General features: G+C 48.6%; 21 protein-coding genes, 16 tRNA genes, 2 rRNA genes and 1 riboswitch (1 of these 40 running past the window's edge). Of the genes, 4 read left to right on the top strand and 35 right to left on the bottom strand.

The features are described from left to right. Nucleotides 1-24: 24 nt before the first annotated feature. From MJB10_RS05295 to MJB10_RS05280, 4 genes are all read right to left on the bottom strand, one after another. Entirely contained in the window at nt 25-672 is a 648-nt protein-coding gene (locus tag MJB10_RS05295) for a response regulator transcription factor (RefSeq protein WP_314802336.1), read from the bottom strand. Between the two features lie 26 nt (nt 673-698). Continuing rightward, on the bottom strand, nt 699-1,763 hold the full coding sequence (locus tag MJB10_RS05290) for a sensor histidine kinase (protein ID WP_314802334.1): 1,065 nt from the start codon (nt 1,761-1,763) through the stop codon (nt 699-701). A 109-nt stretch (nt 1,764-1,872) separates the two neighbouring features. Continuing rightward, nucleotides 1,873-2,535: a cell wall-active antibiotics response protein LiaF gene (liaF, locus tag MJB10_RS05285; RefSeq protein WP_314802333.1), complete on the bottom strand. Its 663-nt coding sequence runs from the start codon at nt 2,533-2,535 to the stop codon at nt 1,873-1,875. Nucleotides 2,536-2,702: 167 nt separating this feature from the next. Beyond that, nucleotides 2,703-3,356: a PspA/IM30 family protein gene (locus MJB10_RS05280; RefSeq protein WP_314802332.1), complete on the bottom strand. Its 654-nt coding sequence runs from the start codon at nt 3,354-3,356 to the stop codon at nt 2,703-2,705. A gap of 179 nt (nt 3,357-3,535) precedes the next feature. Further along, a riboswitch (cyclic di-AMP (ydaO/yuaA leader) is annotated at nt 3,536-3,675 on the top strand. Between the two features lie 4 nt (nt 3,676-3,679). Between MJB10_RS05280 and MJB10_RS05275 the strand changes: the two genes are divergently transcribed. Beyond that, complete coding sequence (locus MJB10_RS05275) at nt 3,680-4,480, top strand: stalk domain-containing protein (RefSeq protein ID WP_314802331.1); 801 nt, start codon at nt 3,680-3,682, stop codon at nt 4,478-4,480. Between the two features lie 187 nt (nt 4,481-4,667). Beyond that, nucleotides 4,668-4,772 (top strand): YjcZ family sporulation protein, encoded by a 105-nt coding sequence (locus tag MJB10_RS05270; RefSeq protein WP_314802330.1) that lies wholly within the window; start codon nt 4,668-4,670, stop codon nt 4,770-4,772. Nucleotides 4,773-4,833: 61 nt separating this feature from the next. Here MJB10_RS05270 and MJB10_RS05265 read toward each other — a convergent pair whose 3' ends face one another. The 6 genes from MJB10_RS05265 to MJB10_RS05240 all read right to left on the bottom strand — a co-directional run bounded on the left by MJB10_RS05265 (nt 4,834) and on the right by MJB10_RS05240 (nt 10,219). Continuing rightward, nucleotides 4,834-6,096: a molybdopterin molybdotransferase MoeA gene (locus tag MJB10_RS05265; protein ID WP_314802329.1), complete on the bottom strand. Its 1,263-nt coding sequence runs from the start codon at nt 6,094-6,096 to the stop codon at nt 4,834-4,836. Between the two features lie 22 nt (nt 6,097-6,118). Then, a complete protein-coding gene (gene moaA / locus MJB10_RS05260; RefSeq protein WP_314802327.1) occupies nt 6,119-7,123 on the bottom strand; it encodes a GTP 3',8-cyclase MoaA in 1,005 nt (334 codons plus the stop codon). Nucleotides 7,124-7,166: 43 nt separating this feature from the next. After that, nucleotides 7,167-7,805 (bottom strand): molybdenum cofactor guanylyltransferase, encoded by a 639-nt coding sequence (mobA, locus tag MJB10_RS05255; RefSeq protein ID WP_314802325.1) that lies wholly within the window; start codon nt 7,803-7,805, stop codon nt 7,167-7,169. Continuing rightward, nucleotides 7,802-8,407, bottom strand: a complete 606-nt coding sequence (locus tag MJB10_RS05250; protein ID WP_314802324.1) for an MOSC domain-containing protein — start codon at nt 8,405-8,407, stop codon at nt 7,802-7,804. The genes mobA and MJB10_RS05250 overlap by 4 nt, the downstream gene beginning before the upstream one ends. Nucleotides 8,408-8,540: 133 nt before the next feature. Continuing rightward, nucleotides 8,541-9,866: a molybdopterin-dependent oxidoreductase gene (locus MJB10_RS05245; protein ID WP_314802323.1), complete on the bottom strand. Its 1,326-nt coding sequence runs from the start codon at nt 9,864-9,866 to the stop codon at nt 8,541-8,543. A 200-nt stretch (nt 9,867-10,066) separates the two neighbouring features. Further along, complete coding sequence (locus MJB10_RS05240) at nt 10,067-10,219, bottom strand: hypothetical protein (RefSeq protein ID WP_314802321.1); 153 nt, start codon at nt 10,217-10,219, stop codon at nt 10,067-10,069. Nucleotides 10,220-10,635: 416 nt separating this feature from the next. Between MJB10_RS05240 and MJB10_RS05235 the strand changes: the two genes are divergently transcribed. After that, on the top strand, nt 10,636-11,436 hold the full coding sequence (locus MJB10_RS05235) for an alpha/beta fold hydrolase (RefSeq protein WP_314802320.1): 801 nt from the start codon (nt 10,636-10,638) through the stop codon (nt 11,434-11,436). Here MJB10_RS05235 and MJB10_RS05230 read toward each other — a convergent pair. Then, nucleotides 11,426-12,640 carry an ROK family protein gene (locus MJB10_RS05230; RefSeq protein ID WP_397386572.1) on the bottom strand — a complete coding sequence of 405 codons (1,215 nt, stop codon included), beginning with the start codon at nt 12,638-12,640 and terminating at the stop codon, nt 11,426-11,428. The genes MJB10_RS05235 and MJB10_RS05230 overlap by 11 nt on opposite strands. A gap of 77 nt (nt 12,641-12,717) precedes the next feature. Further along, nucleotides 12,718-13,569 (bottom strand): class I SAM-dependent methyltransferase, encoded by an 852-nt coding sequence (locus MJB10_RS05225; RefSeq protein ID WP_314802317.1) that lies wholly within the window; start codon nt 13,567-13,569, stop codon nt 12,718-12,720. A gap of 105 nt (nt 13,570-13,674) precedes the next feature. Here MJB10_RS05225 and MJB10_RS05220 point away from each other — a divergent pair, with 105 nt between their 5' ends. Further along, nucleotides 13,675-13,782 carry a YjcZ family sporulation protein gene (locus MJB10_RS05220; protein WP_314802316.1) on the top strand — a complete coding sequence of 36 codons (108 nt, stop codon included), beginning with the start codon at nt 13,675-13,677 and terminating at the stop codon, nt 13,780-13,782. A 69-nt stretch (nt 13,783-13,851) separates the two neighbouring features. Here MJB10_RS05220 and MJB10_RS05215 read toward each other — a convergent pair whose 3' ends face one another. From MJB10_RS05215 to MJB10_RS05105, 23 genes are all read right to left on the bottom strand, one after another. Beyond that, nucleotides 13,852-15,402, bottom strand: a complete 1,551-nt coding sequence (locus tag MJB10_RS05215) for an ABC transporter substrate-binding protein (RefSeq protein WP_314802314.1) — start codon at nt 15,400-15,402, stop codon at nt 13,852-13,854. 74 nt (nt 15,403-15,476) lie between these two features. Further along, the gene (locus MJB10_RS05210) at nt 15,477-16,421 is read right to left on the bottom strand and encodes a carbohydrate ABC transporter permease (protein ID WP_314802313.1); all 945 of its coding nucleotides are present in this window, start codon (nt 16,419-16,421) and stop codon (nt 15,477-15,479) included. Between the two features lie 15 nt (nt 16,422-16,436). Then, nucleotides 16,437-17,420: an ABC transporter permease gene (locus MJB10_RS05205; protein ID WP_314802311.1), complete on the bottom strand. Its 984-nt coding sequence runs from the start codon at nt 17,418-17,420 to the stop codon at nt 16,437-16,439. Between the two features lie 126 nt (nt 17,421-17,546). Beyond that, nucleotides 17,547-19,160: a response regulator transcription factor gene (locus MJB10_RS05200; protein ID WP_314802309.1), complete on the bottom strand. Its 1,614-nt coding sequence runs from the start codon at nt 19,158-19,160 to the stop codon at nt 17,547-17,549. Continuing rightward, a complete protein-coding gene (locus tag MJB10_RS05195; protein WP_314805485.1) occupies nt 19,153-20,916 on the bottom strand; it encodes a sensor histidine kinase in 1,764 nt (587 codons plus the stop codon). The genes MJB10_RS05200 and MJB10_RS05195 overlap by 8 nt, the downstream gene beginning before the upstream one ends. 190 nt (nt 20,917-21,106) lie before the next feature. Beyond that, a tRNA-Leu gene (locus MJB10_RS05190) sits at nt 21,107-21,185 on the bottom strand. 20 nt (nt 21,186-21,205) lie between these two features. Next, nucleotides 21,206-21,294: transfer RNA gene (locus tag MJB10_RS05185), tRNA-Leu, on the bottom strand. Nucleotides 21,295-21,305: 11 nt separating this feature from the next. After that, a tRNA-Cys gene (locus MJB10_RS05180) sits at nt 21,306-21,379 on the bottom strand. A gap of 10 nt (nt 21,380-21,389) precedes the next feature. Further along, nucleotides 21,390-21,464, bottom strand: a tRNA-Gly gene (locus MJB10_RS05175). A gap of 8 nt (nt 21,465-21,472) precedes the next feature. Continuing rightward, nucleotides 21,473-21,544 (bottom strand) — tRNA-Gln (locus tag MJB10_RS05170). A 22-nt stretch (nt 21,545-21,566) separates the two neighbouring features. Continuing rightward, nucleotides 21,567-21,639 (bottom strand) — tRNA-His (locus MJB10_RS05165). 24 nt (nt 21,640-21,663) lie between these two features. Continuing rightward, nucleotides 21,664-21,737, bottom strand: a tRNA-Trp gene (locus MJB10_RS05160). Nucleotides 21,738-21,750: 13 nt separating this feature from the next. Next, nucleotides 21,751-21,832 (bottom strand) — tRNA-Tyr (locus tag MJB10_RS05155). Between the two features lie 9 nt (nt 21,833-21,841). Then, a tRNA-Thr gene (locus tag MJB10_RS05150) sits at nt 21,842-21,917 on the bottom strand. Between the two features lie 16 nt (nt 21,918-21,933). Further along, nucleotides 21,934-22,009: transfer RNA gene (locus tag MJB10_RS05145), tRNA-Phe, on the bottom strand. Nucleotides 22,010-22,032: 23 nt separating this feature from the next. Next, nucleotides 22,033-22,109: transfer RNA gene (locus MJB10_RS05140), tRNA-Asp, on the bottom strand. Nucleotides 22,110-22,117: 8 nt separating this feature from the next. Then, nucleotides 22,118-22,194 (bottom strand) — tRNA-Met (locus MJB10_RS05135). Nucleotides 22,195-22,249: 55 nt separating this feature from the next. Then, nucleotides 22,250-22,322 (bottom strand) — tRNA-Val (locus MJB10_RS05130). Nucleotides 22,323-22,338: 16 nt separating this feature from the next. Then, nucleotides 22,339-22,413 (bottom strand) — tRNA-Glu (locus tag MJB10_RS05125). A gap of 15 nt (nt 22,414-22,428) precedes the next feature. Beyond that, nucleotides 22,429-22,520 (bottom strand) — tRNA-Ser (locus tag MJB10_RS05120). A gap of 3 nt (nt 22,521-22,523) precedes the next feature. Then, a tRNA-Asn gene (locus MJB10_RS05115) sits at nt 22,524-22,599 on the bottom strand. A gap of 165 nt (nt 22,600-22,764) precedes the next feature. Next, nucleotides 22,765-25,682 (bottom strand): 23S ribosomal RNA (locus MJB10_RS05110). Nucleotides 25,683-25,944: 262 nt separating this feature from the next. Then, a 16S ribosomal RNA gene (locus MJB10_RS05105) occupies nt 25,945-26,016 on the bottom strand (it continues 1,470 nt past the right edge of the window). The 16S and 23S rRNA genes sit together here with 16 tRNA genes alongside, the layout of an rRNA operon.

Here is a 26,016-nt window from a genome sequence, read left to right as displayed (position 1 = left end):
ACTCAACTTTATCGCTCCCTCGAGTTATTCCGCAAGCCCATGCTTGAAGGCATAAATCGCCGCTTGCGTTCGATCTTCTACGCCCAGCTTAGCGAGTACATTCGTTACGTGAAATTTAACGGTTTTCACACCGATGAATAGTTCATCCGCCAACTCTTGATTGGATTTGCCCTTCGCAATTAATCGGAGAACTTCCATCTCGCGATCTGTTAGCTCTTCATGCGGTTCCGCGGCAGGCTTCGGCGTCCGAAACCGGTTCATAATCTTCGATGCCACTTGCGATTCCAGAATCGACTGCCCTTTGGCTGCCGCTCGGATCGCTTGGGCAATTTCAGATGCACGCGAGGTTTTGAGCAAATAGCTGAAAGCGCCCGCCTCAATCACTGGATACATTTTCTCATCATCCAAGAAGCTCGTCAACACAATCACTTTGCATTCTGGATACAATTGCAGCAATTTCCTCGTCGTTTCAATCCCGTCCATGCCTTCCATGACCAAATCCATTAGCACGACGTCTGGGCGATATTCTTGTGCAAGTCGAATGCCGTCATGACCATTGCTCGCCTCGCCTACAACCTCGATGCCATCTTCGGTTCCAAGTACAGCCGCTAGTCCGATTCTGACCATTTCGTGGTCATCGACAAGAAGTACTTTGATTAAGGTGTCGTCCATTCACTTCTCCCTCTCTATGTACAGTGCTAACTCTCGATAAGTTGAGGATCACCCGCGAGTATCGGCACCCGAATCTCAATGCGTGTACCTCGTTCTGGCGCTGTAATAATATCCACCGATCCGCCAATTTCGTTAACGCGTTCTTTCATGGACACGATTCCATAGGACGTCAGCTTCTTCGCATCCAGTTCAAAGCCGATGCCATCATCGCGGATAACCAAGCGAATGCCGTCCGAGCGGTGCAACAGCTTCACTTCCAGCTTGTTTGCCTTGGAATGACGTAAAGCATTCGACAAGGCTTCTTGCACGATGCGGAATAAATGATCCTCAATCCCTTTATTTAAACGAATTTCATCGTCCATATCCCATGTAATCGCCATCGGCACTTTGGCTGCCAGCTCCTTCAAGAGCTCGACAAGTCCTTCCGACAACCGCTTGCCTTCGAGGTGAATCGGGCGAAGATGCAGCAGAAGCGCCCTCATCTCAGATTGCGCAACTGATGCCATCTCTTCAATAAGATGAATTTGCCGCTTCGCTTTCTCGAAATCCTTGTCCAGCGTCCGTCCGACAGCTGTTGCTGTCATAGAGATAGCGAACAACTGCTGGCTCACCGCGTCATGCAGCTCCCGCGCCAAGCGTTGGCGCTCTTCAATAACCGCAGACAGCTTCGCTTTCTCAGTGAGCTCGACATTGTGGTTAGACAGACGTTGCAGCGAAGTCACCTGCTCCTCCCAACGCTTCATGATGCGGCCTAATTGCTCGCCTAGACGGCCGATCTCATCTTCTCCGTTCACAAAATCGCCTCGTGCGAACGTACCCTTTTCCAATAAAATCATCGTCTCCATCATTGGTTCCAGCCTGCGTGTGATTCTGGAGCTATTCCAATAACCAAAGAAGGCACCAATGACTCCAAGAATCAGGAGTGCCAAGAAAGAGAGCTTGATCCCTTCTTGCCAGGAAGTAAAAGGAACCAGTAAGTCCCTAGATTTCAAAAAATAAAGAATAGCGCCTAGTATCGCGAAGCCAAACAGGATCGACTCGCCCATACTGCGCCATATCATATTCGTTAACCGTCGTTTATAGCCGTCCACCTGGTGAAGAACCCCTTGAAATAAACGGCAAGACTGTCCGTGATATGGCAATTCATCTTTGCGAAGCAAGGAGAATTGTCAAGTGAGGAACGGTCTCGTTTATCCATCGTTACAGAACTTTGACCTTGATATCTCCTACGATAAAGGAGAGCACAAGTTTCACTTTATGGTCACTATGCACATAATTATCTGATTGCCAGACCACTTTATTCATGACACCCGCTTCTCGTTGGTCGGCGATATGAAGCTGTCCGAACATGATGGAAGCTGTAACCGAAACACCGATGTCATCCGGCACCTTGATATCAATATCCCCCACGATACCTTGCAAAATAACGGTCGTTTCCTTTTGCTCCAAGATCGCCAGTGAGAGGTCGATATACGTTTCCCCCACCAAATACCACGTCGATGTGTTTCTCATAATCCAAGGCTCGCGGCCAAGACGCACACTATCTACAAGCTTTTGCTTTTGAATATAGGTGTCATCCTTATGAACCTGCTTGGATCGTATGAAAAACAAACCGAGTGAAATCAACACAACCGCAATGACAATCGTGAGATGATCCCCGAATAAAATGACGGCGCCAATCCCCATCAGCACATATCCTTTGCGCTCCTTGCGTGAACGAACGCGATGAATGCCCAGCAAGATGAGGATAACGGCCAGAATGGGAAAAAAGCCTACAGTTCGATCAAGAAGCAAAAAAACACCGGCGCCGATCAGCACAAGCGCTGTGTTGCGTGCGCGGTTATTCTTCATGTCTTCTCCCATTTGCTGCACCTCCTCTGGCTGCCCATTTCGTTTCTTGCATACGTTTCCTAGCATACCATAAGAATGGACGACCTCCAAGAAGCAAATCCTTATCCGGCAAGGCTTTGGCTTATAAAAAACGACTACACCGTCCTGTTGGACGGTAGTGTTTATCCAAAAATATAAGCTTACTTCTGGCGGCGCGGGTCCCGCTCTTCACGGCTGCGCTGCTCCTGCTGCCACTCGTGCTGCAACTTACTGCGCAGCGCGCGAAACTCATGCTGAAGATTGCCGCTGGCTTCCTTCAGCGTCTCGCGCGACAGGCGGCCCGCTAAGCGAAGCCCCTGGAGCGCCTCCCGGCCGAGCTCGCGGCCGGTCACTTCAAGCTCGCGCCACGTGTCGCGAGCCTCTTTGCCGTGCAGCCCGCCGCGCGGCTGCACCTCTTCGGCTGCGTGCCCCGCACGCAGCCCGCGCAGCTGCTCTGCGAGCGCCAGGCACAGGTCCTGGCTGCTCGCGTACTGCGCGCGGTAGTGCTCGCTCGCGGCTTCCTCGCGAAGCTTCTCTTGCAGCGCGAGCCGCGCCAGGTCTTCTTCGCCGGCGCGCATCGCCAGCTCGGCCTGCTCGCCGCGCAGCTGCGCCATTTCCTCTGCGCGCGCGATGTGGCTGCGTAGCGCGATCGTGGCCTGCAACGCTTCCTCGTAGCGCGCTTCCAGCTCCTCAATTGTGCCGCTGCGCGCGGCACCTGCCTTGCCGATGGTCTCCTGCCAGACCGTCTCCGCCATTTTGCCAATTTGATCACCTATATGTTGCAAATCCCATTCACGGTCCTGATTCTTCGTCATATTCATTCACTCCCTCTACATCGTCTCTCACTCCATCATAGCTATATCGTAACGCACTTACGCCAACGTCAAAACCGACCCCCGACTGTTTTTGAACCTAGACCTAAGTCCAGTATGTCAGGAAGGCCCCAATATTTGGTCATTGTTCCGAGCCGCTCACGATGATACTATATTTGAAGCCGAGTCTGGTGCCCAAATCAAGCACTGGTACGGGGGACGAAATACTTGGGGTGAATATTTGCTTCTAATCAGAGCAGACTAGGGAGAACCTTCTTCCCGAACCCGTCAACTAACCTCGAAGGCTCAAGAAGGAGGATTACCAATTGAATAAACTTACTAAAGGGTTAACAAGCCTTGCTGTTTCCTTAGCAGTATTGGCAGGTGGCTTTCTTTCCCCATTTACAACGCAGGCGCACGCAGCCCAAGCCAAGATGGACGTGAAAGTGCAAGTCAACGATGACCTGATTCATTTCCCGGATGCACAGCCATTTCTGGATGGCAATCATTCCACACAAGTGCCGCTTCGTTTCGTAACCGAGAAATTAGGCTACTCCGTGGATTGGCAAAAAGATGGAACTGAAATCAAAGTCACACTGAGCAACAACCAACATACGATTACACTCGTCTCTGGGCAAAAAGAAGCCAGCATTGATAACTCTACCGTCGTTCTGGACACTGCTTCACAATTCCAGAATGGTCGCGTATACGTCCCGCTTCGCTTTCTTTCCAGTGCCGCAGGTATTCCCGTACATTGGGATGCCAACAGCAATCTAGCTATTCTTAGTAAAGATGGCGCTTATCATGCGCCTGATTATCAAGTATTTGAATCCACAGCTTATTCGGCAGATCCTTCTGAGAATGGTGGTTACGGCGCGCTCGACTATATGGGCAACCCCCTTGCACTCGGTACAGTAGCTGTAGACCCATCCGTTATTCCGCTAGGCTCGAAATTGTATATCGAGGGATATTCGTTTGATGGACTTCCAACAGGCGGTATGTATGTGACTGCGTCTGATACGGGCAGTGCCATTAAAGGAAATCGACTCGATATCTATATTCCTGGTTCGAAACAATCCTTACGCAGCTTCGGCATTCAGAAAATTAAAGTGTACAGAATTTCATAATGAGCTGAAACAGATTCAGCAAACAAAAGTCGCCCACAGGTAGCGTTATCTACGTGATGGGCGGCTTTTGCTTATAAGAACGGCAAAACGCGATCAGCCATCAGGGCATTCGTCCAATCAACTCCTATCCCGTAGACATATGCTGTATAGTGTTTAACCTACATCACTAGAAAGCGGAGGCGATACCATGTCATATGTTGCAGGTTGTGGAACACCTGGTTACGGGAACTCAGTTGGCGTTATTCTAGTTCTTTATGTGTTGCTTGTTATTATTCTTGCTACTTTCTTCTAAGCGAAAGCTAAGAAAACAAGACCCACTCAGTCTGAGTGGGTCTTGTCTTTTTATTTATAATTTATTTCGTTGCCCATACTTGCACACGATCGCCTCGCGCATACCCACTTCCTCCCGCGGGCAGACAAATCAAGCAATCCGCATCCTTAATGGATACCATAATACTCGACTTATCAATCCCCGCTGGGCGAACCCATACGGTTCCTGCCTCCAGGCGCGTAGTTCCGCGAATATACCGCGGGTAAGCCGAAGGCTTATCATAGGGCACATCCAGAAAGGCGGTGTGCGCTTCACCAACGGGCTGCTGACTGCCCATCATAGCTTTCATTAGCGGCTTGGCGAATAACTCAAATCCGACGAAGGATGCCCCAGGATTGCCTGATAGTGCGAGAAGCAGCTTCCCTTTCCATACAGCTGCACTCGTTGGTGTTCCAGGCCGCATGGCAACTTTATTGAACAACAATTTGCCCTCGAAATGGCCGAACAGATCCACCAACACATCATAATCCCCTACCGAAACACCGCCAGACGTAAGAACGAGATCGACATCAGGTAGAATGGCTTCCAAAGCCGCCTGAACGTGGCGCGGATCGTCACTGAGCACAGGCATAATTTGGGCCGAGCCGCCAGCGGCTTCCACTTGTGCCGCTAGCATATAGCTGTTGCTATTGCGGATTTTACCAGGCTGCAAACGCTGCTCAACCTGTAGCAACTCAGATCCCGTTGAAAAAATAGCAACCGTCGGTTTGCAAAATACCGAGACCTCCGAGAAGCCAAATGTCGCCAAAATCGCGATTTCACCTGCACCGATCTGCGACCCTTTGGCTATAAGAGCATCCCCATGCGCAATTTCACCCGCAATCGGTGTGATATTGCTGCCCGCTTGCACATTTTTCTTAATACGTACATGCGCATTCGTTTGCGCTTCATCCTGCAAGGAATCCGTCATCTCCAACATGACGACGGCATCTGCGCCATCTGGTACGGGTGCACCCGTCATAATGCGGGCTGCCATGCCAGCTCCAATCGTTCGTGTTGGAACCGTACCGCTAGGAATCCGTTCAATGACCTGAAGAAGAGCAGGCGTCTCAGGTGAGGCTGTAAGTATATCCTTGGAACGAACCGCATACCCATCTACACCCGAGCGGCGGAAATGCGGCACATTGTGATTCGCGTAAATATCCACCGCCAACGTTCTGCCGATTGAACGCTCCAATGGAACAGCTTCTACCTTCGCTGGTTGGCAGTATTCATAGAGTTTGGCTCGCGCTTCATCAACGGAGATCACTTGACGGCCAAATCTCAGCTTCAGCTCACTATTCACTTGCTTCCTGCCTCCCTAATTCCTAGCCGCCGATTTGTGACATCCTGCGAATGGTTGGTGTATGAGATTGCTCCTCATTCATCAGCGCTTGTGCCATCTCATGATTTTGCGGTTTAATATCCAGCGCACGGAAGAACAAATCTTCCACCGCAGCATCGTCCCCGATATATTTGCGCACATTAAATTCATCCGACCAATACAGGCAAGGCTTGATGTTCCCATCTGCCGTAAGCCGCAGGCGATTACACGTTTCACAGAAATGATCACTGATGGGATGGATCAATCCGAATGAGCCTAATGCGCCGTCAATCCGATAGTTCTGGGCAGGTCCATTACCGTATACCGCATCCGAAGCGGTGGCATTCCAGCCCCTTTCCTTACAACGATCAAGTACAGTCGTAAGCGATAGATAACGGCTTTTCCAATCTTGGTCTTGGTGTCCAATTGGCATATATTCAATGAAACGAACTTGAATCGGGCGATCGATCGTCATTTGCAAAAAGTCAGCAATTTCATCATCATTAATGCCCTTCATTAGAACGACATTCAGCTTAATCGGAGTAATCCCGACCCGATAGGCTTCTTCAATCGAAGCTAGCACACGACGGATATCGCCGCCGCGCGTAATCATTGAGAATCGATCGGCTCGCAAGGAATCCAAACTTATATTTACACGAGTTAACCCTGCAGCACGCAGCTTCTCTGCCCGTGACGCAAAGTAAATCCCGTTCGTTGTCAACGCAATATCTTCAATACCAGGAATCTGTGATAGGGATTGGATGAGGTGTTCCAAATTTTTACGAACTAAGGGCTCTCCCCCAGTTAATCGCAATTTACGAACGCCTAGACCCGCCAAGACACGGACAACCTCTGTAATTTCTTCAAAAGTTAACAGCTTCTCATCGGGTTCAAATTCCATTCCTTCTTCTGGCATGCAATACACACATCGCAAATTACATCGATCTGTCACTGAGATACGCAGGTAATCATGCATGCGCCCAAAGCGGTCAAGCAGCAGTTTTGGCATTGGAGTTCACCTTCTCTCTCCGTTCATTATGGCATATTTTCTATCAAAAATCAGTAAATGATGATAGATTTGTTAACATATCAGCGAAATCCTGGGGTGTATTCACATTCACAACAAAATTTGTACGCAGCTGACGCTGCTTGAAGAAATCATTCCTTACAGGCAGCCAATCCAAATGATCGAGCAGCTTCATCAGCTTGTAGCTTTCTTTTTGCAAATGAAGTTCAGCCTCAGGACCAACCTCTCGTGCATAAATGCCGTGCAGCGGATGGAGGCGTCCATCGATTTCTGGAATAACGGCGTCCACATTTTCGTCGCGGCACAGGGAAACCATCGCTGCTGCAGCTTCGCTTGAAATCAAGGGCATATCGCAGCCGACAATCCACAGATGCGGCATCGTGGCTGCAAGCGCAGCTGCATGAATGCCGCTTAGAGGACCGTTTTGACGATAAACATCCGTCACATAGGTGACATTCATGTCCAAGCTTTGTCCAATCATTGTCTGCAAGGCCTCGGCCTCATTCGTCACCACAATGAGCTGCCCACAAACAGCTGACATCTCCTTCAATTGCCGTACGATTAATGCCTCACCTTGTACAGTCAGGAGCGCCTTGGCTCTTCCTTCCATGCGACGGTTCAATCCCCCAGCAAGGATGACCCCCGTGATCGGCATACGCGTCATACGTTCAACTCCGCTAATCGCTTCTCGAAAGTTTGCCTCCAAGAACCCGACAGCGCCGCTACGGCAAGCAGCCTCTGAATACCTTCTCGATTGAACTTATCTTCATATCTTAACTTGTTCGCGAACGCAACCGTTACCCTGCCCTCGTCGCTTGCGATACGACTGATCTCCGATTCAGGCGCGATATAGCCCTCTTTTAACACGCGAAAATAATATCCTGTTAACCCTGACTCCTGAACCCGCAGCACGGCTTCTGGCCAATCCAGTCGCTTCGCTAGCTTATGACAGGGCTGCCTCGGCTGGGATACTTGAACGATTACCTCGCCAATAGCCAAGATGTCGCCGATGCCAATCTCATGTTCTCTCACACCGCGCAGTGTTAAATTTTCGCCAAAAGTTCCCCGTTCCAACTTCTTTCCCAGAAGCTTCTCCCAAAAGGCGTAGTGTTCTTCTGGATAGACGCAAATCGCTTTATCTGGGCCGCCATGTACGGTTAAATCCGCTTGCCCGTCCCCTTCGATTTGTACCTTGGACACATACAAAGAGGAGCTGACCGGTGTCTTCAAGATCCCTGTGGTCAGCTCTTTTCCTTGGTATATCATCGTTTGGGGTACCCCCACGTTAAGCGAACAAATTTGCATGGCAAATATCCCTCTTTTCCGAACTGGATTCTTTGCCCTTACTATATCAAAAACCCTCTCAAAAGTCAGTGCCAACTTCCGTAATTTCTGCTAATCATGTGTTCGAACTACCCACCCAGGCATCGTTATCATAGCCTCTTACTTCCCAATAGCCCAGATGCTCTTTCTCGATCAGTTCGATGCCCTGCAGCCATTTAACAGACTTATACGCATACATTTGCGGAACGATTAATCGAACAGGGCCGCCTAATTGCTGGGGTATCGGTTTGCCATCCATGAGCACCGCCACCATAATATCGTCGCCCCCCGCCTGCTCCAGCGACAGCGCATCGGTATATACTTTATCGCCCGAGTAAAATTTCACGTACTTCGCTGAGGCTTGCACCCCAGCCGCCTCCAGCATTTGTTTCAGGGGTATGCCTTCCCAGGTACACTTATAGACCGACCAGCCCGTCACACAGTGGAAATCACTCACCTGGACCGTCCGCTTCAGCTTCAAGAACTGCTCCCAATTCCATGCATTGGGACGATCAACTAGACCAGAAATCGCGAATTTCCACGTGTCGGACGAAAAAGAGGGAATTTCCGTCACCGTGTAGATGCGGAAATTGCCTTTCGCCCCTCCGCCTACGACGGCGGCGGAGTCAGGCAGTGGCTCTGGCGCCGGCAGCATGCGGTTGCCGTCGTTCGCCACATACTCGGCGGTCGATGAACCGCCGGTGTCCAAAGCGCCTTTTATCCAGCGATAAAAGGCAGGACCGACCGCGATCACGAGCACCACCCCTGCGACGAGTCGCAGGAAGGAGGCGCGTGTGATCGGCGATGCTTTCAGCGCAGCGATGACCGCCTGCGCTGCGGTGCGCTCCGCGGCGGCGTCATCCGTCGCCGCCGGAACTGGAATCGCCGCCGCTGCTTCACTTGCGGCGGGCGGTCTCACCACAGCGGCAGCTTGCTCGAGCCGCTGCTGGCGCTTCAGCCATCGGCTGCGCGAGATGGCGTGGTACACGGCATACGGCACGCCGACCCAGGTAAGCCCATCATGCACGAACAGTGCCGTGTTGTTTAAAGCTGGTGGCATGTGGCGGAACTGCCACAGAATCACCCCCGATACGGCCCAACCGATCAGCAGGGCCAGCACGAACACCAGATTCGCGCGTTGATTGCGCCGCGTGCGAATCTGGCGCCAATGTTTGCGAATCATTGGCGCGTACAGCATAAGAAGCAGAATCGAAGCGACACCTAGATAAATATGCAGCTGCTTCAGCGTTACTCGCCAACCGCCCAGATCCCCGCGAATGGCGCCAATGCTAAGTACGATGCCCGTAACCGTCAGCAATACCAAAATCCAAGCATTCCAGCTATGAATCGCATTTAACCGCTTTCCAAAAGATTGCTTCAACCAGCCTCTTTTTGATTCCATCGCGCCACATCCCCCCAATAACGTACGTTCAATTCCCGTTTTTTCCCTATCCTACTTATCATAGCGCAACAACCTTAAAAATAGCTTATAATTCCTAAATTTATCACCTTATTCTGATCCATAGGATTCCCTCTACATAAGAAAAAAGGTGAATTCACGCCGAAACGGGATTTCACCTTTAATGGGAGTCATCTATGCAATTAGCCGCCAATACGAATCTTGCGGTATGTATCGATAAACGAGAGAACATCGACACGCTTCCCCCTCTTTTTAGCCACTCTGGCCATTTTCACTAAGGTTGTCCAGAACTCATCCAGAAACGGGGGATTCAAATTCACTTTCATGCGATTCATACGTTAGTTTATGCTTGTTTTTGTAGGAAGTACCTTCATCGGAAATTAGGAATTGAATTTGACTCTTTTTCCACTGCTCTCCGGACACATAGCTAACACCCATTTCACGCATTTTTTTACGGACAGACGTTACAGGACGCGATAATTCTCTGGCAATAACAACTGGCGGGCATTCAGAGGAAAGGCGAATGAGTTTGTCCAGCTCTTGGGTGGACCATGGTTTTTTGGTCATCTCAATAAACCCCATTTCGTGAAAATAAAAGTATCGGTTCCCTGTTCTTGGTGATGCGTGATAGGTATAATCAGAGAATAGCAATGAAATGTTAAGTAAGTATGAGTTAACCATAATGAAAGTATGAAGACATAACTTTTTCGATATTTTTATGCAAATTCGACTTATTGGAGCGTGAAAAAGAATGAAAAAACACGTAAACGGTACTGACATCTTCGTTCAAGATCAAGGACAAGACCTTGGAGCCCCCCTTATTCTGCTTCACGGCTTCCCGCTGGATCATCGGATGTGGCAAGCTCAGGTTGAATCTTTATCGCCTCATTATCGTGTCATTACGCCAGATTTCCGTGGGATGGGGCAATCGGATCTGCCCACGGGGACGATGTCGTTACATGCTTATGCCCAAGACATCCTAGCTCTCATGGATGCGTTAAACATCGAAAAAGCCACCTTAGGAGGCTTCTCCATGGGCGGCTACGTCGCTTTTGCTTTACTTCGTTTGGCACCAGAACGGTTCTCTGCGTTGATTCTGGCAAATACGCGCGCTGAAGGGGATGGACCCGAAGGGCGCAAAAATCGAATGAACATGGCCGCCTCGCTCTATGAGAAAGGTGCCGCGGCAGCCCGGGATGCCATGCTGCCTAAGCTTGTCACGGCTGAAACCGTGAAGGGGCAGCCGCAATTGATCGACAACCTGCGCACCATCATGGACAGCATGCCAGCAGAAGGGCTTGTCCACGCCAGCATTGCGATGGCCTTTCGTGAGGACTCTGTGAAGCTGCTGCCTGCGATCCAAGTACCCACGCTCGTCATTGCAGGTGAACAGGATGCGATAGCACCGCCTGACGTCATGAAGACAATGGCTGATCACATACCTGGCGCGAGCTTCCATGTGATCCCAGGTGCATCGCACCTGACGCCGATGGAGACACCAGCAGCCTTCAACAAACTGCTTCATGCCTTCCTAAAGGAAACTACAGTTTAACGAGCTGATCCATCACCATGACCGCTGCTCCGATGGCAAGGGCTTCATCCCCTAGCTTACCCTTACTAAATACAACTTGGTAGGCAGGGTAATAATACGTTTTACGAATCGCGACCTGTGTCGCTGTTTGAAAAAATAGCTCAGATCCCGTAATTAACGGCCCCCCGATGATTACCTTCTCTGGATGCAGAATATTCAATAAATTGGCAAGTCCGATTCCGAAATAGGTTGCCGCCTCCGTTACGATCTCCACAGCCAGGGGATCATTTTTTTTGAGCGCATCCATGATGTGCGTATACGTGACTTGCTCGGGGTCGTCAATCATATGTAGAAGCGCGCTAGATCTGCCTTGCTTTAAAGCAGATTTCGCTGCTTTTTCGATGGCATACAGGGAGGCATAGGACTCCAACGCACCATAATTGCCAGTCACATTACGATGGGGCACGCCATCGGTTTGAATAATCATTTGACCCACGGAGCCTTCCATATCTACGGCGCCGTAGATCACCTTGCCTTGAGACACCATCGACGAGCGCAAGCCGACGCCCGCGTGAATATAGAGGAGATGCTTGAAGCTGCGTGAACGCTGATGCCAAGATTCGGCCAGAATGGCGGTGTTCGCTCCATTATCGAGCATAGCTGGTATGCCTAACTCGCGGCTTAACAGGCGACAGATATCGACGTTACGCCAACCCTTCGCTTGGAAATAGGACGGGTCGAGAATAAACCCATTGATTCGGTCAACAGGGCCTACGGCACCAATCCCCATCCCCAATACGTCCGAGATCGGAATACCATGCTTCCCTAACATTCGCTGTGCTTCTTGAACGATAAGTGGAACTAACACATCTGGGGACATGACCTCGGTCATGGTCCAGCTGATGCCATCTAGCTTATTCATGCCCAAATCAACAAGCACAAGTTTCGAAAGTGTGCGAGAGATCTCCAAGCCAAAAATATAAGCATAGGCCGGATTCTTCTCATACAGAATTGGCCTACGCCCGCCTGTGGATGCGCCAAAACCAGATTCCAAGATCAGCCCTTGACTCGTTAACTCTTCTAGAAGTCTTGTTAGGGTCGAGACTGTCATGCCGCTCTGGTCTAGTAAGTCTATTTTGGAAACCGTCTTCTGACGTGTAATCAACTCATATACTTCTTTGGCTTTGCGGTTCGAAATTCGTTCAGAAATCTCTTCTACATTCAACAGAAGCAGCCTCCAATGATAATCTTTCTCATATGCTTCGCCATGAAGGAACCATTTTCCTGCTTCTTAGTTTGGCCTTACGCCTTCGAACCTATCATCAATGTGTACCCCATATAGGGATGATATTTGTTTACTAATTCATCATAACGAGCGGTGATTTGCCAGATTCGCGGGTCCATAAACGATTGACGATCAGACAAATGAACAGGATCTGGATGCTGCACCTGATCTTCAAACATCGTAAGTGGGAACGGATGAATACCTGTTGATGTCACATCAACGAAATTATTTGCTTCGAATAACTCCTGCCACTCCTCCAATTTATAAATCCTGCTTACCCCATAGAAGCTGCACAACGCTCTGTGGATGCCAGATGTCATCTCCTTCACCTTGATCACTTCGCGGTCGTAGAGCTTACCTCCAGGCTTTAAGACGCGATAATATTCGCTTACCGCCTTCTGCGCATCCGCGAAGTTCGTCACAGATTCCACCATGACAACATCAAATGTCCCATCTTCAAAAGGCAACTGACATACATCTCCAATGAGGAACTCAACCTGAGCGCCTTGCTTCTCAGCGCGAATTTTCGCTTTGGTGATCATCTCCGGCCGAATATCAACGGCTGTCACTTCGCACCCTTGCTCTGCCAAATAGCAAGCAGTTCTTCCTGTTCCGCAGCCTACCTCCAGCACCTTTTTCCCTGGTTCAATCGGATATACCTTCAATTGTTCAATGGTCTCTCCGAACCCCCCAGGATGCGCGTTACCGATTCCCAGCTTTGCTAACATATCCAAGTACTCGATACCCCTTGCACCTCCACGATGGCATACGTCCTTTTCTACCATATGGAGGGCCCTTGTTACTTGTTCAACTTCCCTCCCGCTTTTGTCAAAAACGGGCTGCTGCCTAAAAGTGCCTCCTCTCTCCACCCATATAGGCTAAACACCCAATCAAATGTTGATTTCCTTCCATAGGATAGTATTGTCTCTCATCCGCCTCTGCGGAAGAGCATTCCTAGATGGGGGGTGACATAAATGGGTGTTGCTGTAGGTACTGGTACAGTTGGACATCATACGTCCGCTGCTGTTGTTCTTGTTCTGTTCGTTTTGCTTGTTATCGTTACAATGACTTTTGTTTGGTAATTCGCCATACATGTCATACAAATAAGGAGCCATGGCTCATTGAGCCTGGCTCCTTATACATAGATCATGTTATTGCTTGGAGGCTGCTAAGAAAGCATCTAATTGTTTTTGTTTCTCTGCGATAATTTTATCAATGCCCGCTGCTTTCATTTTGTCTTGATATTTCGGCAAGGATGCGTCTACATCAACAGAACCCGTATCCATCGCCGCATCGAATTCTTTCCCTACGTTTACGGCTGCAGCCACTTGTGTTTTTACAGGCTCCGAGTCAAATGTAAAACCAAGGCCAGGCGATTTCTTGCCTGTTTTATTGAATTCTTTGAATTTATCCCATTTTTGCGGATCTTCATTGTCATAGAGAAAGTTCAAGAATTGGTTACCGAACTGCCATGCAGCTCCTGGTGCATAATTTTTGCCTGCATCTGTTGCTTTGATGATATTGTCGGACACTTTCGTGTAGTGAACACCTTCGATACCGAAGTTGATCAAGTTGTTCAATTGCTTATCTGTGTGCAACAAATTAATAACCATCATGGCACGAGCTGGGTCTTTGGACGTTACTGAAATCCCAAGCATAGAACCTGCCGTGTCGCCAGTCGAAATCGTACGTGGTGTCAACTCAATTTGAGCCAGCTTCCCAACCAGATTCGCCGCATTTGCAAGCTCGCCGTCTTTACCAGGCTTCAAAGAGGACGTAATCATAAACACATTCCCTGATTTCAAAGCATCTTGACCCGACAATTGCGTCGTAGCCGCATCTTTATTGATGTAGCCTTTTTGCATAAAATCACGTGTTAATTTCAAAATCTCTTTATAACGCGGTTGATCCCACTTTGGAATAACCTTCGTATCTGTACCGTCTTTCATAATAACGCCTGGGATCGTGCTGTCGCCAAGGTAATCATATTGCGCCAAATAATGCGCATTTAAGTTATCACCGTCACGAAGGAAGAACGCCGTCATTTCAGGCTTTTTCTCTTTTACAACTTTCAGTACGTTGCCCAGATCTGCCATTGTTTTGACAGCTGTCATATCAATACCGAGCTCTTTCGCAATATCGGAACGATACACGATACCGCCAGAAGCAGCTAATTCCTTATTTGTAGGCACACCGTAGTTTTTACCGTTGATTTTCGCCCCTTGCAGGAACGCTGGATCCAAGGAATCTGTAATTCCCTTGCCGTATTGGCCAAGCAAGACGTTAAGAGGCATAAGGGCGCCTTTACCTACGTTAACTGCGTGACCATTCCATTGCGCTGTGAAAAGAATATCGAACTCTTCGCGGGATGCGATCATGAGATTCGTTTTGTTATCCCATTGCCCCCAATCGATTGGCATCAATTTGATCGTTGCATTGATTTTTTCTTTCAGTACTTTATTCATAGCTTCTTCTACTTTAGCTTGATCTGGCTGCGGTGTACCAGGGTACACAAGCTTCACTTCATAAGGCTTCAGATCAGAAGTAGCTGCTTTCGTAGCAGCAGGCGCTGTACTTGTTGCTAGTGCTGGTGTTGCGCTTGCTGGAGTTTCTGTCGTGCTTTTTGAGCATCCCGCCAAGGTGAGTGATAACGAAAACGTCAGTGTAAGAAGTGCAAAAGTGCTTCTTTTCAAAGCTTTCATGGATGGACTGCCTCCCTTTTCTTAGTTCTTCCTTCTATGCTAATCCAGCCGAGGCTGGTACAAGCCGTTATAAACTAACCTTTAACTGCTCCTACTGTTAACCCTTTTTTGAAATATTTCTGGAAGAACGGATACGCGAAGACGATAGGTCCAATCCCCAGCACGGCCATAGCCATACGTACCGTTTCCGTTGGAAGCTGGAGGATGCCTCCTGCCTGAGCAAGCCCTTGACTTGCCTGCACATTCGAAGTGAGGAATTGGATATCGAGCATGGTTTTGTACATCATGAACTGCAGATTGATGTTTTTGCTCCCCGAGATAAAGACGAGACTGAGGAACCAATCATTCCAATAATTGAGTACCTGGAACAAACCGACAGAGGCTAGAACAGGCAGGGAAAGCGGTATAATGATTTGACTGAAAATCCGTATCTCGCCAGCCCCGTCAATTTTCGCTGCTTCGATGAGCGGCATTGGGATCGAATTCGCGAAGAACGTCCTAAGCAACAGGACGAAGAAGGCCGATACGAGTAAGGGCAGCATGAGCGCTGCAAGCGTATTTTTCAAATCCAGCATCTGCGTATAAACGAGATACCAAGGAACGAGCCCGCCATTGAACAGCATGGTAAAGAACATGAAGAACGAGAAGAAGCTTTTGTGCGGAAAATCGCTGCGCGAAATGGGATACGCATATAGTGACATCATCACTAGGCTGATGGCTGTTCCCACCGTTGCCAAGAAGACGGAAATCCCAAAGGAACGCAAGATTTGATGCCAATCCTTGAACATGAATTTATAAGCTTCAAGGCTCCAACCCTCAGGGATGAAATTGTAGCCATGAATGAGAACTCCCTTTTCATCGGAGAAAGAGACGATAATAACAAGCACCAGAGGCATGATACAAGCTGCGGTGTAGATCCAGAAGAACACATTGACCAGCAAATTCGCTGTTGGAGATAGATCGTTTGGTCCGTGTTTCTTGGCTATCCGCTGCTTAGGAAGAGATATTGTTTTACTCACGACAGCCACTCCTTCTTAGAATAGTGCATTTTCTTTGCTCACTTTTCTCACAAATAAGTTCGTAACGAGTACAAGCAAGAAGCCAACGACCGCTTGGTACAAGCCTGCTGCTGATGACATTCCGATATCGCCCATCGTCAGGAACGTTTGATACACATACGTATCAATCACTTGAGTTGTCGGGAACAAAGCGCCGGCATTTTTCGTTACTTGGAAGAATAAGCCGAAGTCTGCATAGAAAATTCTACCCACTTGAAGCAATGTCATCGTAATCATAACGGGCATAATCAGAGGAACTGTGATCCGTTTGATTTGCTCCCATTTGCTAGCGCCATCAATTAAAGCTGCCTCATAATACTCATGATCAATGCCGAGGATAGCTGCCATGTATATAACCGTGTAGTAACCAAGATTTTTCCATGTGTTTACAATCGGAAGAATAACTGTCCAGTATTTGGGCTCCGTGTACCAGTCAATCGGCTCAATGCCCAGCTTCGGCAGAATCACCGTGTTAACGAATCCATGCTCTGCACCTAAGAAAGCGTAGACGAGATAAGCGACACAAACCATTGAGAGGAAAAAGGGCAGGAACATCGTACTCTGATGAAATTTCGCTAGAAATTTGCTGCGCATCTCATTAAACATAATCGCCATTGCAACCGCTATCACCAAGTTCAACACGATGAATACCAAGTTATACGAAATCGTATTTCGTGTAATCGCCCAAGCAACATCACTCGAGAACAAAAACTTGAAGTTATCGAATCCCACCCAAGGACTAGCCCAAATCCCTTTCGTGTAATTCACATTTTTAAAAGCAATCAGAACTCCCGCCATCGGGATGTAGTTATTAATGATGAGTAGAATTGCGGCTGGCGCCATCATCACATAGAAGATCCAATACCTGCGAACCGTCCATAGAAAGCCTGTTGTCGCTCTTGCTTTCATCTTTTTCTTCACCGGGTTCACTGCTGCTGCAACATTGGTTGAGTCACTCATGAATGCTCTGTGTTCCCCTTTCCGATTCATTTCAATCTCTTTGATCTATCCTTATTGTAGATTTTCAATGAATTGGCATCTATCCGTAGGGTGACCGTTTGAACACTCTTGTGACATTCTCATGCTTTAGGTATCCATCGTGCCATTGAAGTTTTTACGATACTCTTGCGGGGAAAGACCTGTGTACTTCTTGAACATCTTTGCGAAAAATGAAAAGTGAGAATAGCCCGTTTGCTCCGCCACAAAACTGATCTTATCATTGGTATCGGAAAGCAGCTTCTTCGCCTTTTCCATCCGTACTTTCATGCTGTATTCCGAGATGGAGAGTCCCGTTTCTTTCTTGAATAAACGCGACAAGTAAGCTGGATTCAGGTACACCGAAGCGGCCAGCTCCTCCCTGCTGAGTTCCTCCTGCATATGCTCGTCAATGTATTGGCACACCTTCGCCGTAACGGCTGAGACGCCTTTCAGATGGCTGTTCATGTAGTCACAACTAACTGTTGCAATACGAATCGCCCAGTTTCTTAATTGATTTAAGGATCGTGTCGCACTGCCATAGTCCTGCAGCTCCTGAGGCGGAAGCATATCATGAACAGCTAACCCCTTTTTGTGCAAAACATGATACACCACATGCAACAATCCGTAATAGAACGCTTCAACCGTTTCCGAACCCACTTCATCTTTCTGCAAACGATTAATCGTTTCTTGAATACGGGCCACGAGCTCGCCTTTTTTGCCAGCTTCAAGCAGCACGATCCAATCGGAAAAAGTCGGTGCCTGCGGCCTATGACTTATCCACGATTCCGCATCATTGTCCATGAGAACACAGTTGCTTCGGGTCACATTATTTCGTTCATGATGAAAAAGGTCCGCAACCTTCGATGCCAGCTTAAGCAGCGGTGTCTTCTCACCTAGGTAACAGGACAAGCTGCACTGGAAATAACGATGACATGCGCTAATGTAAGCTTCACATTTTCCTTTAAGCTCCGACTGCGATGGCTCACTGCCCTCAGCAAAATAAAGCAAAACAAGCGTAGACCCATTTTCTTGAATAACGCAGCCTGGCTGATCGACAACAATAATCTCCGTCGCGGCTTTGCGGATCGCATATTCCATGATCTCCTCATCGCGTGCGTTCAGCTCTTCCTTCCACTGCTCGACACTGATCAGAATCGGTAAGACCGTGCTAGACAATTGCAAGGGGATATCGTACATCTGAAAATGACGAGTCAACCGCTCCTCATTCGCGGGGATTTTTCCGTTGAGTAGCTCCTGCCAGAACTTCTCTACTAGAGTCGGCAGCTCATTCACCCAATGACTGTAATACATCTTATATGTCTCATGAAAATCCAACTGCTGCTGATCCTCTTGAATTTTCTCAATCGCCTGCTTAACAATCTCCTGTAAGCGATCATGATCCACAGGCTTTAGTACATAATCAAAGCTTCCAAGCCGAATGGCCTGCTGCGCATACTCAAAGTTGGCATGCCCCGTCAAGAAAATGGTCTCCGTATGCGGAGAGTTTACTCGCACCCATTCTTGCAGCTGCAGCCCATTGGCCCCTGGCATTTCAATATCTGATATCATAATGTCAATGCGATGATCGGTTAGTATTTGCTTGGCTTCCATCACATCCAGCGCTTCAAAAATTTGCCCGATCGATAGAGGCTCCCAATCAATGCCCACTGTAATGCCTTTGACTGCAATTTTCTCGTCATCCACAACTAATAAATTAACCATCCTGATCCGTCCCTTCCGTCATGGGGGTATGAAGCGGCAGCCTGATTTGGACTAACGCCCCTCTTTCCGGTCTATTCGAAAATCTTAGAGCTACCCTGTTTCCATAATTCATATGCAATCGATGCCGAACATTCCAAATCCCGAGATGCTCATCCCCGGATTGCTCTAAATACTGCTCAGAATTCAGTTGCTGCAGCATGTCAGGCGAAAAGCCCTCTCCATTGTCACGAATGGACAGAAGGAAAAATTCCTCTGGTGCTTCGGGGTCCTGATCCGCGCTCACCACAATTTCAAACATCCCATACTGCTTCGTAAATCCATGAATCACCGCATTCTCCACAAAAGGTTGAACAATAAGCGGCGGAATCTCATATTTGCTATATGTATCACCTATGCTAAGATCGAATTTCAAATGATCTGGGTATCGCATCACTTGAATCTCCAAATAATTGCGGATATGCTCAATTTCATCCTTCAACGTCATCGTCGTACGATTCGTGCGCATAATAAATCGGAAATACTCCGCCAAATGCAGAGACATTTTCTGCACCGATTTCGTATCTTTCAGCGCCGCGAGATTGTAAATAATGTTAAGACTATTCATATAAAAATGCGGATTGATTTGCACCTGCAGATGCTTGAATTCCGCTTGCTGAACCCGAAGTTTCTCCTCGTAAACGGATATCTTTAAATTCTCAATCTGATCCACCATGTTGTTAAACGTTGCAATGAGAAACGCAAACTCGGTCGAGCTCCCTTGGTGCAAACGAGTCGACAAATCACCCTGAGCAATCTTTCTCATCCCTCGAATCAATTGCATTAATGGTTTGAACAGAATCCGCTGCACATACAACAGATAGATCCCTAGCACGAAGGCCCCGCCTAGTGGCAGAAAATAAATCAGCATCTGCAAATAAGGCAGATTCTGCAACATGTTTTTCTCCGCGATAATGAGCTCGAAATCCAGTGCTGCGTGAGAGGAAGCCTCTCTCACAATCAAAAACTGCTGATCGATCTCCCTCTCCTTCACAATTTGAAATCCTGATTTTTCGGGTGATATCTGATCACTTATACGGTTATACCGCTGCTCAGGAAAATAAGCAGTCGTCAAAATCTTGCCCTCTGGCGAAACCACGATCGTGCCTCCGCCTTCGCCCGTGTTCCATTTACTCAGCGGTTCCACCAAGGTGCTCATCTTGATCAGGATGCCCCCGCTGAGATCAGCACCCAAATCCTTATTAATTTTCATCAAATAATGGTCACCATTCGCCCCGTTCATAATAAGCCAATTACCATTCGAGCGCTCATTTGGGCGCGACAACGTATTCTGCTCAATGAACTCCTTCACCGTTTGTACGCGGTCATAGTAATAGGTGTTCTCTCGCGTCGATACGAGCAGATCTCCTGTTGAATTCGAGTAAATAAAAAACGTATTTATCATATTGTATATATCCATTTGCCTCGTCAGCTTATTGAATAAACGTTGCTTAGCTAACACATAATCATCTGTTTCCAACGCGTACAGGTTCATATTAATAACATCGGGATCGCTGTAGAGATGAAATAAGTAGTTATCAAACTCCTTAAGAGTATTATCCGTATCCTCCACATATTGATGAAGAAGCTTGCCATAGTTTTGCGAAATTTGATCCCGAACCACATTCATCGAATACACATTATTAAATATAAGAAATAAGACCAAAGGCCCCACAACCAACACGAAACCAATAAAAATTTTAAATCGGACTGAATTCACAATATTCAAAAAGACCCCGCCTCAATTGTCATATTGGGTATGAACTCTCATTGTAAACATCCCCTACATATTTTACTATCTGTTTCCTACATATACATAGCACTTTAGATACTCTTGTTGTGTTTACACGTTAAAGCACAAAAAAGAAGCTCATGAAATCAGATGATTTCATGAGCTTCTTTTTTCGTTATACCGGCAAGAGGACTCGAACCTCCACCCTTTCGGACTCGATTTTGAGTCGAGCGCGTCTGCCATTCCGCCATGCCGGCATATCAAGTTAGTAAAACAATGGTGCCGAAGACCAGACTTGAACTGGTACGGTAGTCACCTACCGCAGGATTTTAAGTCCTGTGCGTCTGCCGATTCCGCCACTCCGGCCAATTCATTTGTGGAGGCGCCACCCAGATTCGAACTGGGGGTAAAGCTTTTGCAGAGCTCTGCCTTACCACTTGGCTATGGCGCCTTAGTAATAATGGAGCGGAAGACGGGGATCGAACCCGCGACCCTCGCCTTGGCAAGGCGATGCTCTACCGCTGAGCCACTTCCGCATATAAAACTGGGGATCAAGGATTTGAACCTTGGCATGACGGAGTCAAAGTCCGTTGCCTTACCGCTTGGCTAATCCCCATTATGTTGCTTTGGTAATAATGGGCGGACGACGGGACTTGAACCCGCGAATGCCGGATCCACAAACCGGTGCGTTAACCCCTTCGCCACGACCGCCACAATATTAAGTTTGTTACAAATTGGCAGGGGCAGCAGGAATTGAACCCACACCAAAGGTTTTGGAGACCTTTGTTCTACCCTTAAACTATGCCCCTAAGGTAAGGAAAATGGAGGCTGATGGATTCGAACCACCGAACTCGAAGAGAGCAGATTTACAGTCTGCCGTGTTTAGCCACTTCACTAAGCCTCCACAAAGCAATGGTGCCGTCGAGAGGACTTGAACCCCCAACCTACTGATTACAAGTCAGTTGCTCTACCAGTTGAGCTACAACGGCTTATTTAGTTTAGAAATGGTGGCTTTGGACGGAATCGAACCGCCGACACGAGGATTTTCAGTCCTCTGCTCTACCGACTGAGCTACAAAGCCTTACTTGATTGATTGAAACATAATGGCGGAGCTGACGGGATTCGAACCCGCGGTCTCCTGCGTGACAGGCAGGCATGTTAGGCCACTACACCACAGCTCCACATTATTTGGTTGCGGGGGCAGGATTTGAACCTGCGGCCTTCGGGTTATGAGCCCGACGAGCTACCGAGCTGCTCCACCCCGCGTCATTAAGTATAAGTCACGTTTCCTTCTAAAGCAAGTCTTACAAAAGAAACATGATGGAGGCTGACGGGATCGAACCGCCGACCCTCTGCTTGTAAGGCAGATGCTCTCCCAGCTGAGCTAAGCCTCCATGTTAAAACTTAAAATGGTGACCCGTAGGGGACTCGAACCCCTGTTACCTCCGTGAAAGGGAGGTGTCTTAACCACTTGACCAACGGGCCTTGAAAGATAAATTATGGCGGAGAGAGAGGGATTCGAACCCTCGAGACGCTTGTGACGCCTACACGATTTCCAATCGTGCTCCTTCGGCCAGCTCGGACACCTCTCCATATGGCTCCCCGAACAGGACTCGAACCTGTGACAACTCGATTAACAGTCGAGTGCTCTACCAACTGAGCTATCAGGGAATAGAAACAACTATAAAGCAATTCAGGTTGACTTGCACCCTGAAAACTAGATACGAAACTTTGTAAAGTAATTACATTAAGGTTTAAAGCTGAGAGACTTTTAGCTCCGCTAAAAGATCCCTATAAAGCTGAGAGACTTTTGACTTCGTCAAAAGATCCCTATATTAGGTTAAGCCCTCGACCGATTAGTATTCGTCAGCTGCATACGTTACCGCACTTCCACCTCGAACCTATCAACCTCGTCGTCTACAAGGGGTCTTACATACTGGGAAATCTCATCTTGAGGGGGGCTTCGCGCTTAGATGCTTTCAGCGCTTATCCCCTCCGTACATAGCTACCCAGCGATGCCTCTGGCGAGACAACTGGTACACCAGCGGTACGTCCATCCCGGTCCTCTCGTACTAAGGACAGCTCCTCTCAAATTTCCTACGCCCGCGACAGATAGGGACCGAACTGTCTCACGACGTTCTGAACCCAGCTCGCGTACCGCTTTAATGGGCGAACAGCCCAACCCTTGGGACCTACTTCAGCCCCAGGATGCGATGAGCCGACATCGAGGTGCCAAACCTCCCCGTCGATGTGGACTCTTGGGGGAGATAAGCCTGTTATCCCCAGGGTAGCTTTTATCCGTTGAGCGATGGCCCTTCCATTCGGTACCACCGGATCACTAAGTCCGACTTTCGTCCCTGCTCGACTTGTAGGTCTCGCAGTCAAGCTCCCTTATGCCTTTGCACTCTGCGAATGATTTCCAACCATTCTGAGGGAACCTTTAAACGCCTCCGTTACATTTTAGGAGGCGACCGCCCCAGTCAAACTGCCCACCTGACACTGTCCCCATACCGGTTCACGGTACCAGGTTAGAACTCCGATACGATCAGGGTGGTATCCCAACGGCGCCTCCACCCAAGCTGGCGCTCAGGCTTCTAAGGCTCCCACCTATCCTGTACAGATCGTACCAAAGTCCAATATCAAGCTGCAGTAAAGCTCCATGGGGTCTTTCCGTCTTGTCGCGGGTAACCTGCATCTTCACAGGTATTAAAATTTCACCGGATCTCTCGTTGAGACAGCGCCCAAGTCGTTACGCCATTCGTGCGGGTCAGAATTTACCTGACAAGGAATTTCGCTACCTTAGGACCGTTATAGTTACGGCCGCCGTTTACTGGGGCTTCAATTCATAGCTTCGGGGTTGCCCCCTAACCACTCCTCTTAACCTTCCAGCACCGGGCAGGCGTCAGCCCGTATACTTCGCCTTGCGGCTTCGCACAGACCTGTGTTTTTGCTAAACAGTCGCTTGGGCCTTTTCACTGCGGCCCCCTCGGGCTATTCACCCTACCGAGGCACCCCTTCTCCCGAAGTTACGGGGTCATTTTGCCGAGTTCCTTAACGAGAGTTCTTCCGCGCGCCTTAGAATTCTCTTCTCACCCACCTGTGTCGGTTTGCGGTACGGGCACCTTCGCCTGGCTAGAAGCTTTTCTTGGCAGTGTGAAATCATGACCTTCGGTACTTAAGTTTCCCTCCCCATCACAGCCCAGCCTTACGGTTAGCGGATTTGCCTACTAACCAGCCTCACTGCTTGGACGAGCATCCATCAGCTCGCGTCACTATCCTTCTGCGTCACTCCATTGCTCATAACGGCTACGGTGGTACAGGAATTTCCACCTGTTGTCCATCGACTACGCCTTTCGGCCTCGCCTTAGGTCCCGACTTACCCTGAGCGGACGAGCCTTCCTCAGGAACCCTTAGGTTTTCGGCGGATCAGATTCTCACTGATCTTTTCGTTACTTATACCGGCATTCTCACTTGTGTACGCTCCACCTGTCCTTACGGTCAGAATTCAATGTATACACAACGCTCCCCTACCCATGCACACAAGTGCAAGCCATAGCTTCGGTGGCGTGTTTAGCCCCGTTACATTTTCGGCGCAGAGTCACTCGACCAGTGAGCTATTACGCACTCTTTCAATGGTGGCTGCTTCTAAGCCAACATCCTGGTTGTCTGTGCAACTCCACATCCTTTCCCACTTAACACACACTTGGGGACCTTAGCTGATGGTCTGGGCTGTTTCCCTTTTGACAATGGATCTTAGCACTCACTGTCTGACTCCCGGACTTAAGTTTGTGGCATTCAGAGTTTGACTGGACTTGGTAACCCTTGGCGGGCCCCGCACCCAATCAGTGCTTTACCTCCACAACTCACAACATCCGAGGCTAGCCCTAAAGCTATTTCGGGGAGAACCAGCTATCTCCGAGTTCGATTGGAATTTCTCCGCTACCCCCACCTCATCCCCGAATTTTTCAACATTCGTGGGTTCGGGCCTCCAGTGAGTGTTACCTCACCTTCACCCTGGACAGGGGTAGATCACACGGTTTCGGGTCTACGTCCACGTACTAAAGCGCCCTATTCAGACTCGCTTTCGCTGCGGCTCCGTCTTTTCAACTTAACCTCGCACGGGAACGTAACTCGCCGGTTCATTCTACAAAAGGCACGCCATCACCCATATAGAGGGCTCTGACTTTTTGTAAGCACACGGTTTCAGGTTCTTTTTCACTCCGCTTCCGCGGTGCTTTTCACCTTTCCCTCACGGTACTGCTTCACTATCGGTCACTAGGGAGTATTTAGCCTTGGCAGATGGTCCTGCCAGATTCCGACGGGGTTTCACGTGACCCGCCGTACTCAGGATACCTCTAGGCATACGTTCGATTTTGGCTACAGGGCTTTTACCTTCTATGCCGGACCTTTCCAGATCACTTCGCCTACCGAACTTTTGCCACAACGAGGTCCTACAACCCCAAGGAGCAAGCTCCTTGGTTTGGGCTATTCCGCTTTCGCTCGCCGCTACTGACGGAATCACTTTTGTTTTCTTTTCCTCCAGGTACTTAGATGTTTCAGTTCCCTGGGTCTGCCTCCAATGTAGCTATGTATTCACTACATGGTAACTGCGCATTACCACAGCTGGGTTCCCCCATTCGGACATCCCCGGATCAAAGCCTGCTTACGGCTCCCCGAGGCATTTCGTCGTTCGCCACGTCCTTCTTCGGCTCCTAGTGCCTAGGCATCCTCCGTGTGCTCTTTCTAGCTTAACCTAGAAAAAACTTTAAAGATTGTGCAAGATCTGAGATCTTACAACCTAAGTTCTTACTTTACATTTCGTTTCGTTATCTAGTTTTCAAGGAACAAGTTGCGAATCGTAGATTCGTCAACAATGTTGCAACCATTACATGCGTAAAGCGATGTCGGTTATCAACGGGTTTGAAGGGTTAATTCATCCTTCAAAACTGAACACGAGTGAGTAAGCTGTGTATCCGAAGATACTTGACTGGATCTATCAGATCCGAGTCTCCATAGAAAGGAGGTGATCCAGCCGCACCTTCCGATACGGCTACCTTGTTACGACTTCACCCCAATCATCTACCCCAC

It is taken from the genome of Paenibacillus sp. MBLB1832, assembly GCF_032271945.1.
Taxonomy (GTDB): Bacteria; Bacillota; Bacilli; order Paenibacillales; family NBRC-103111; genus Paenibacillus_E; species Paenibacillus_E roseopurpureus.
This window is presented reverse-complemented; position numbering and strand designations above follow the sequence as displayed.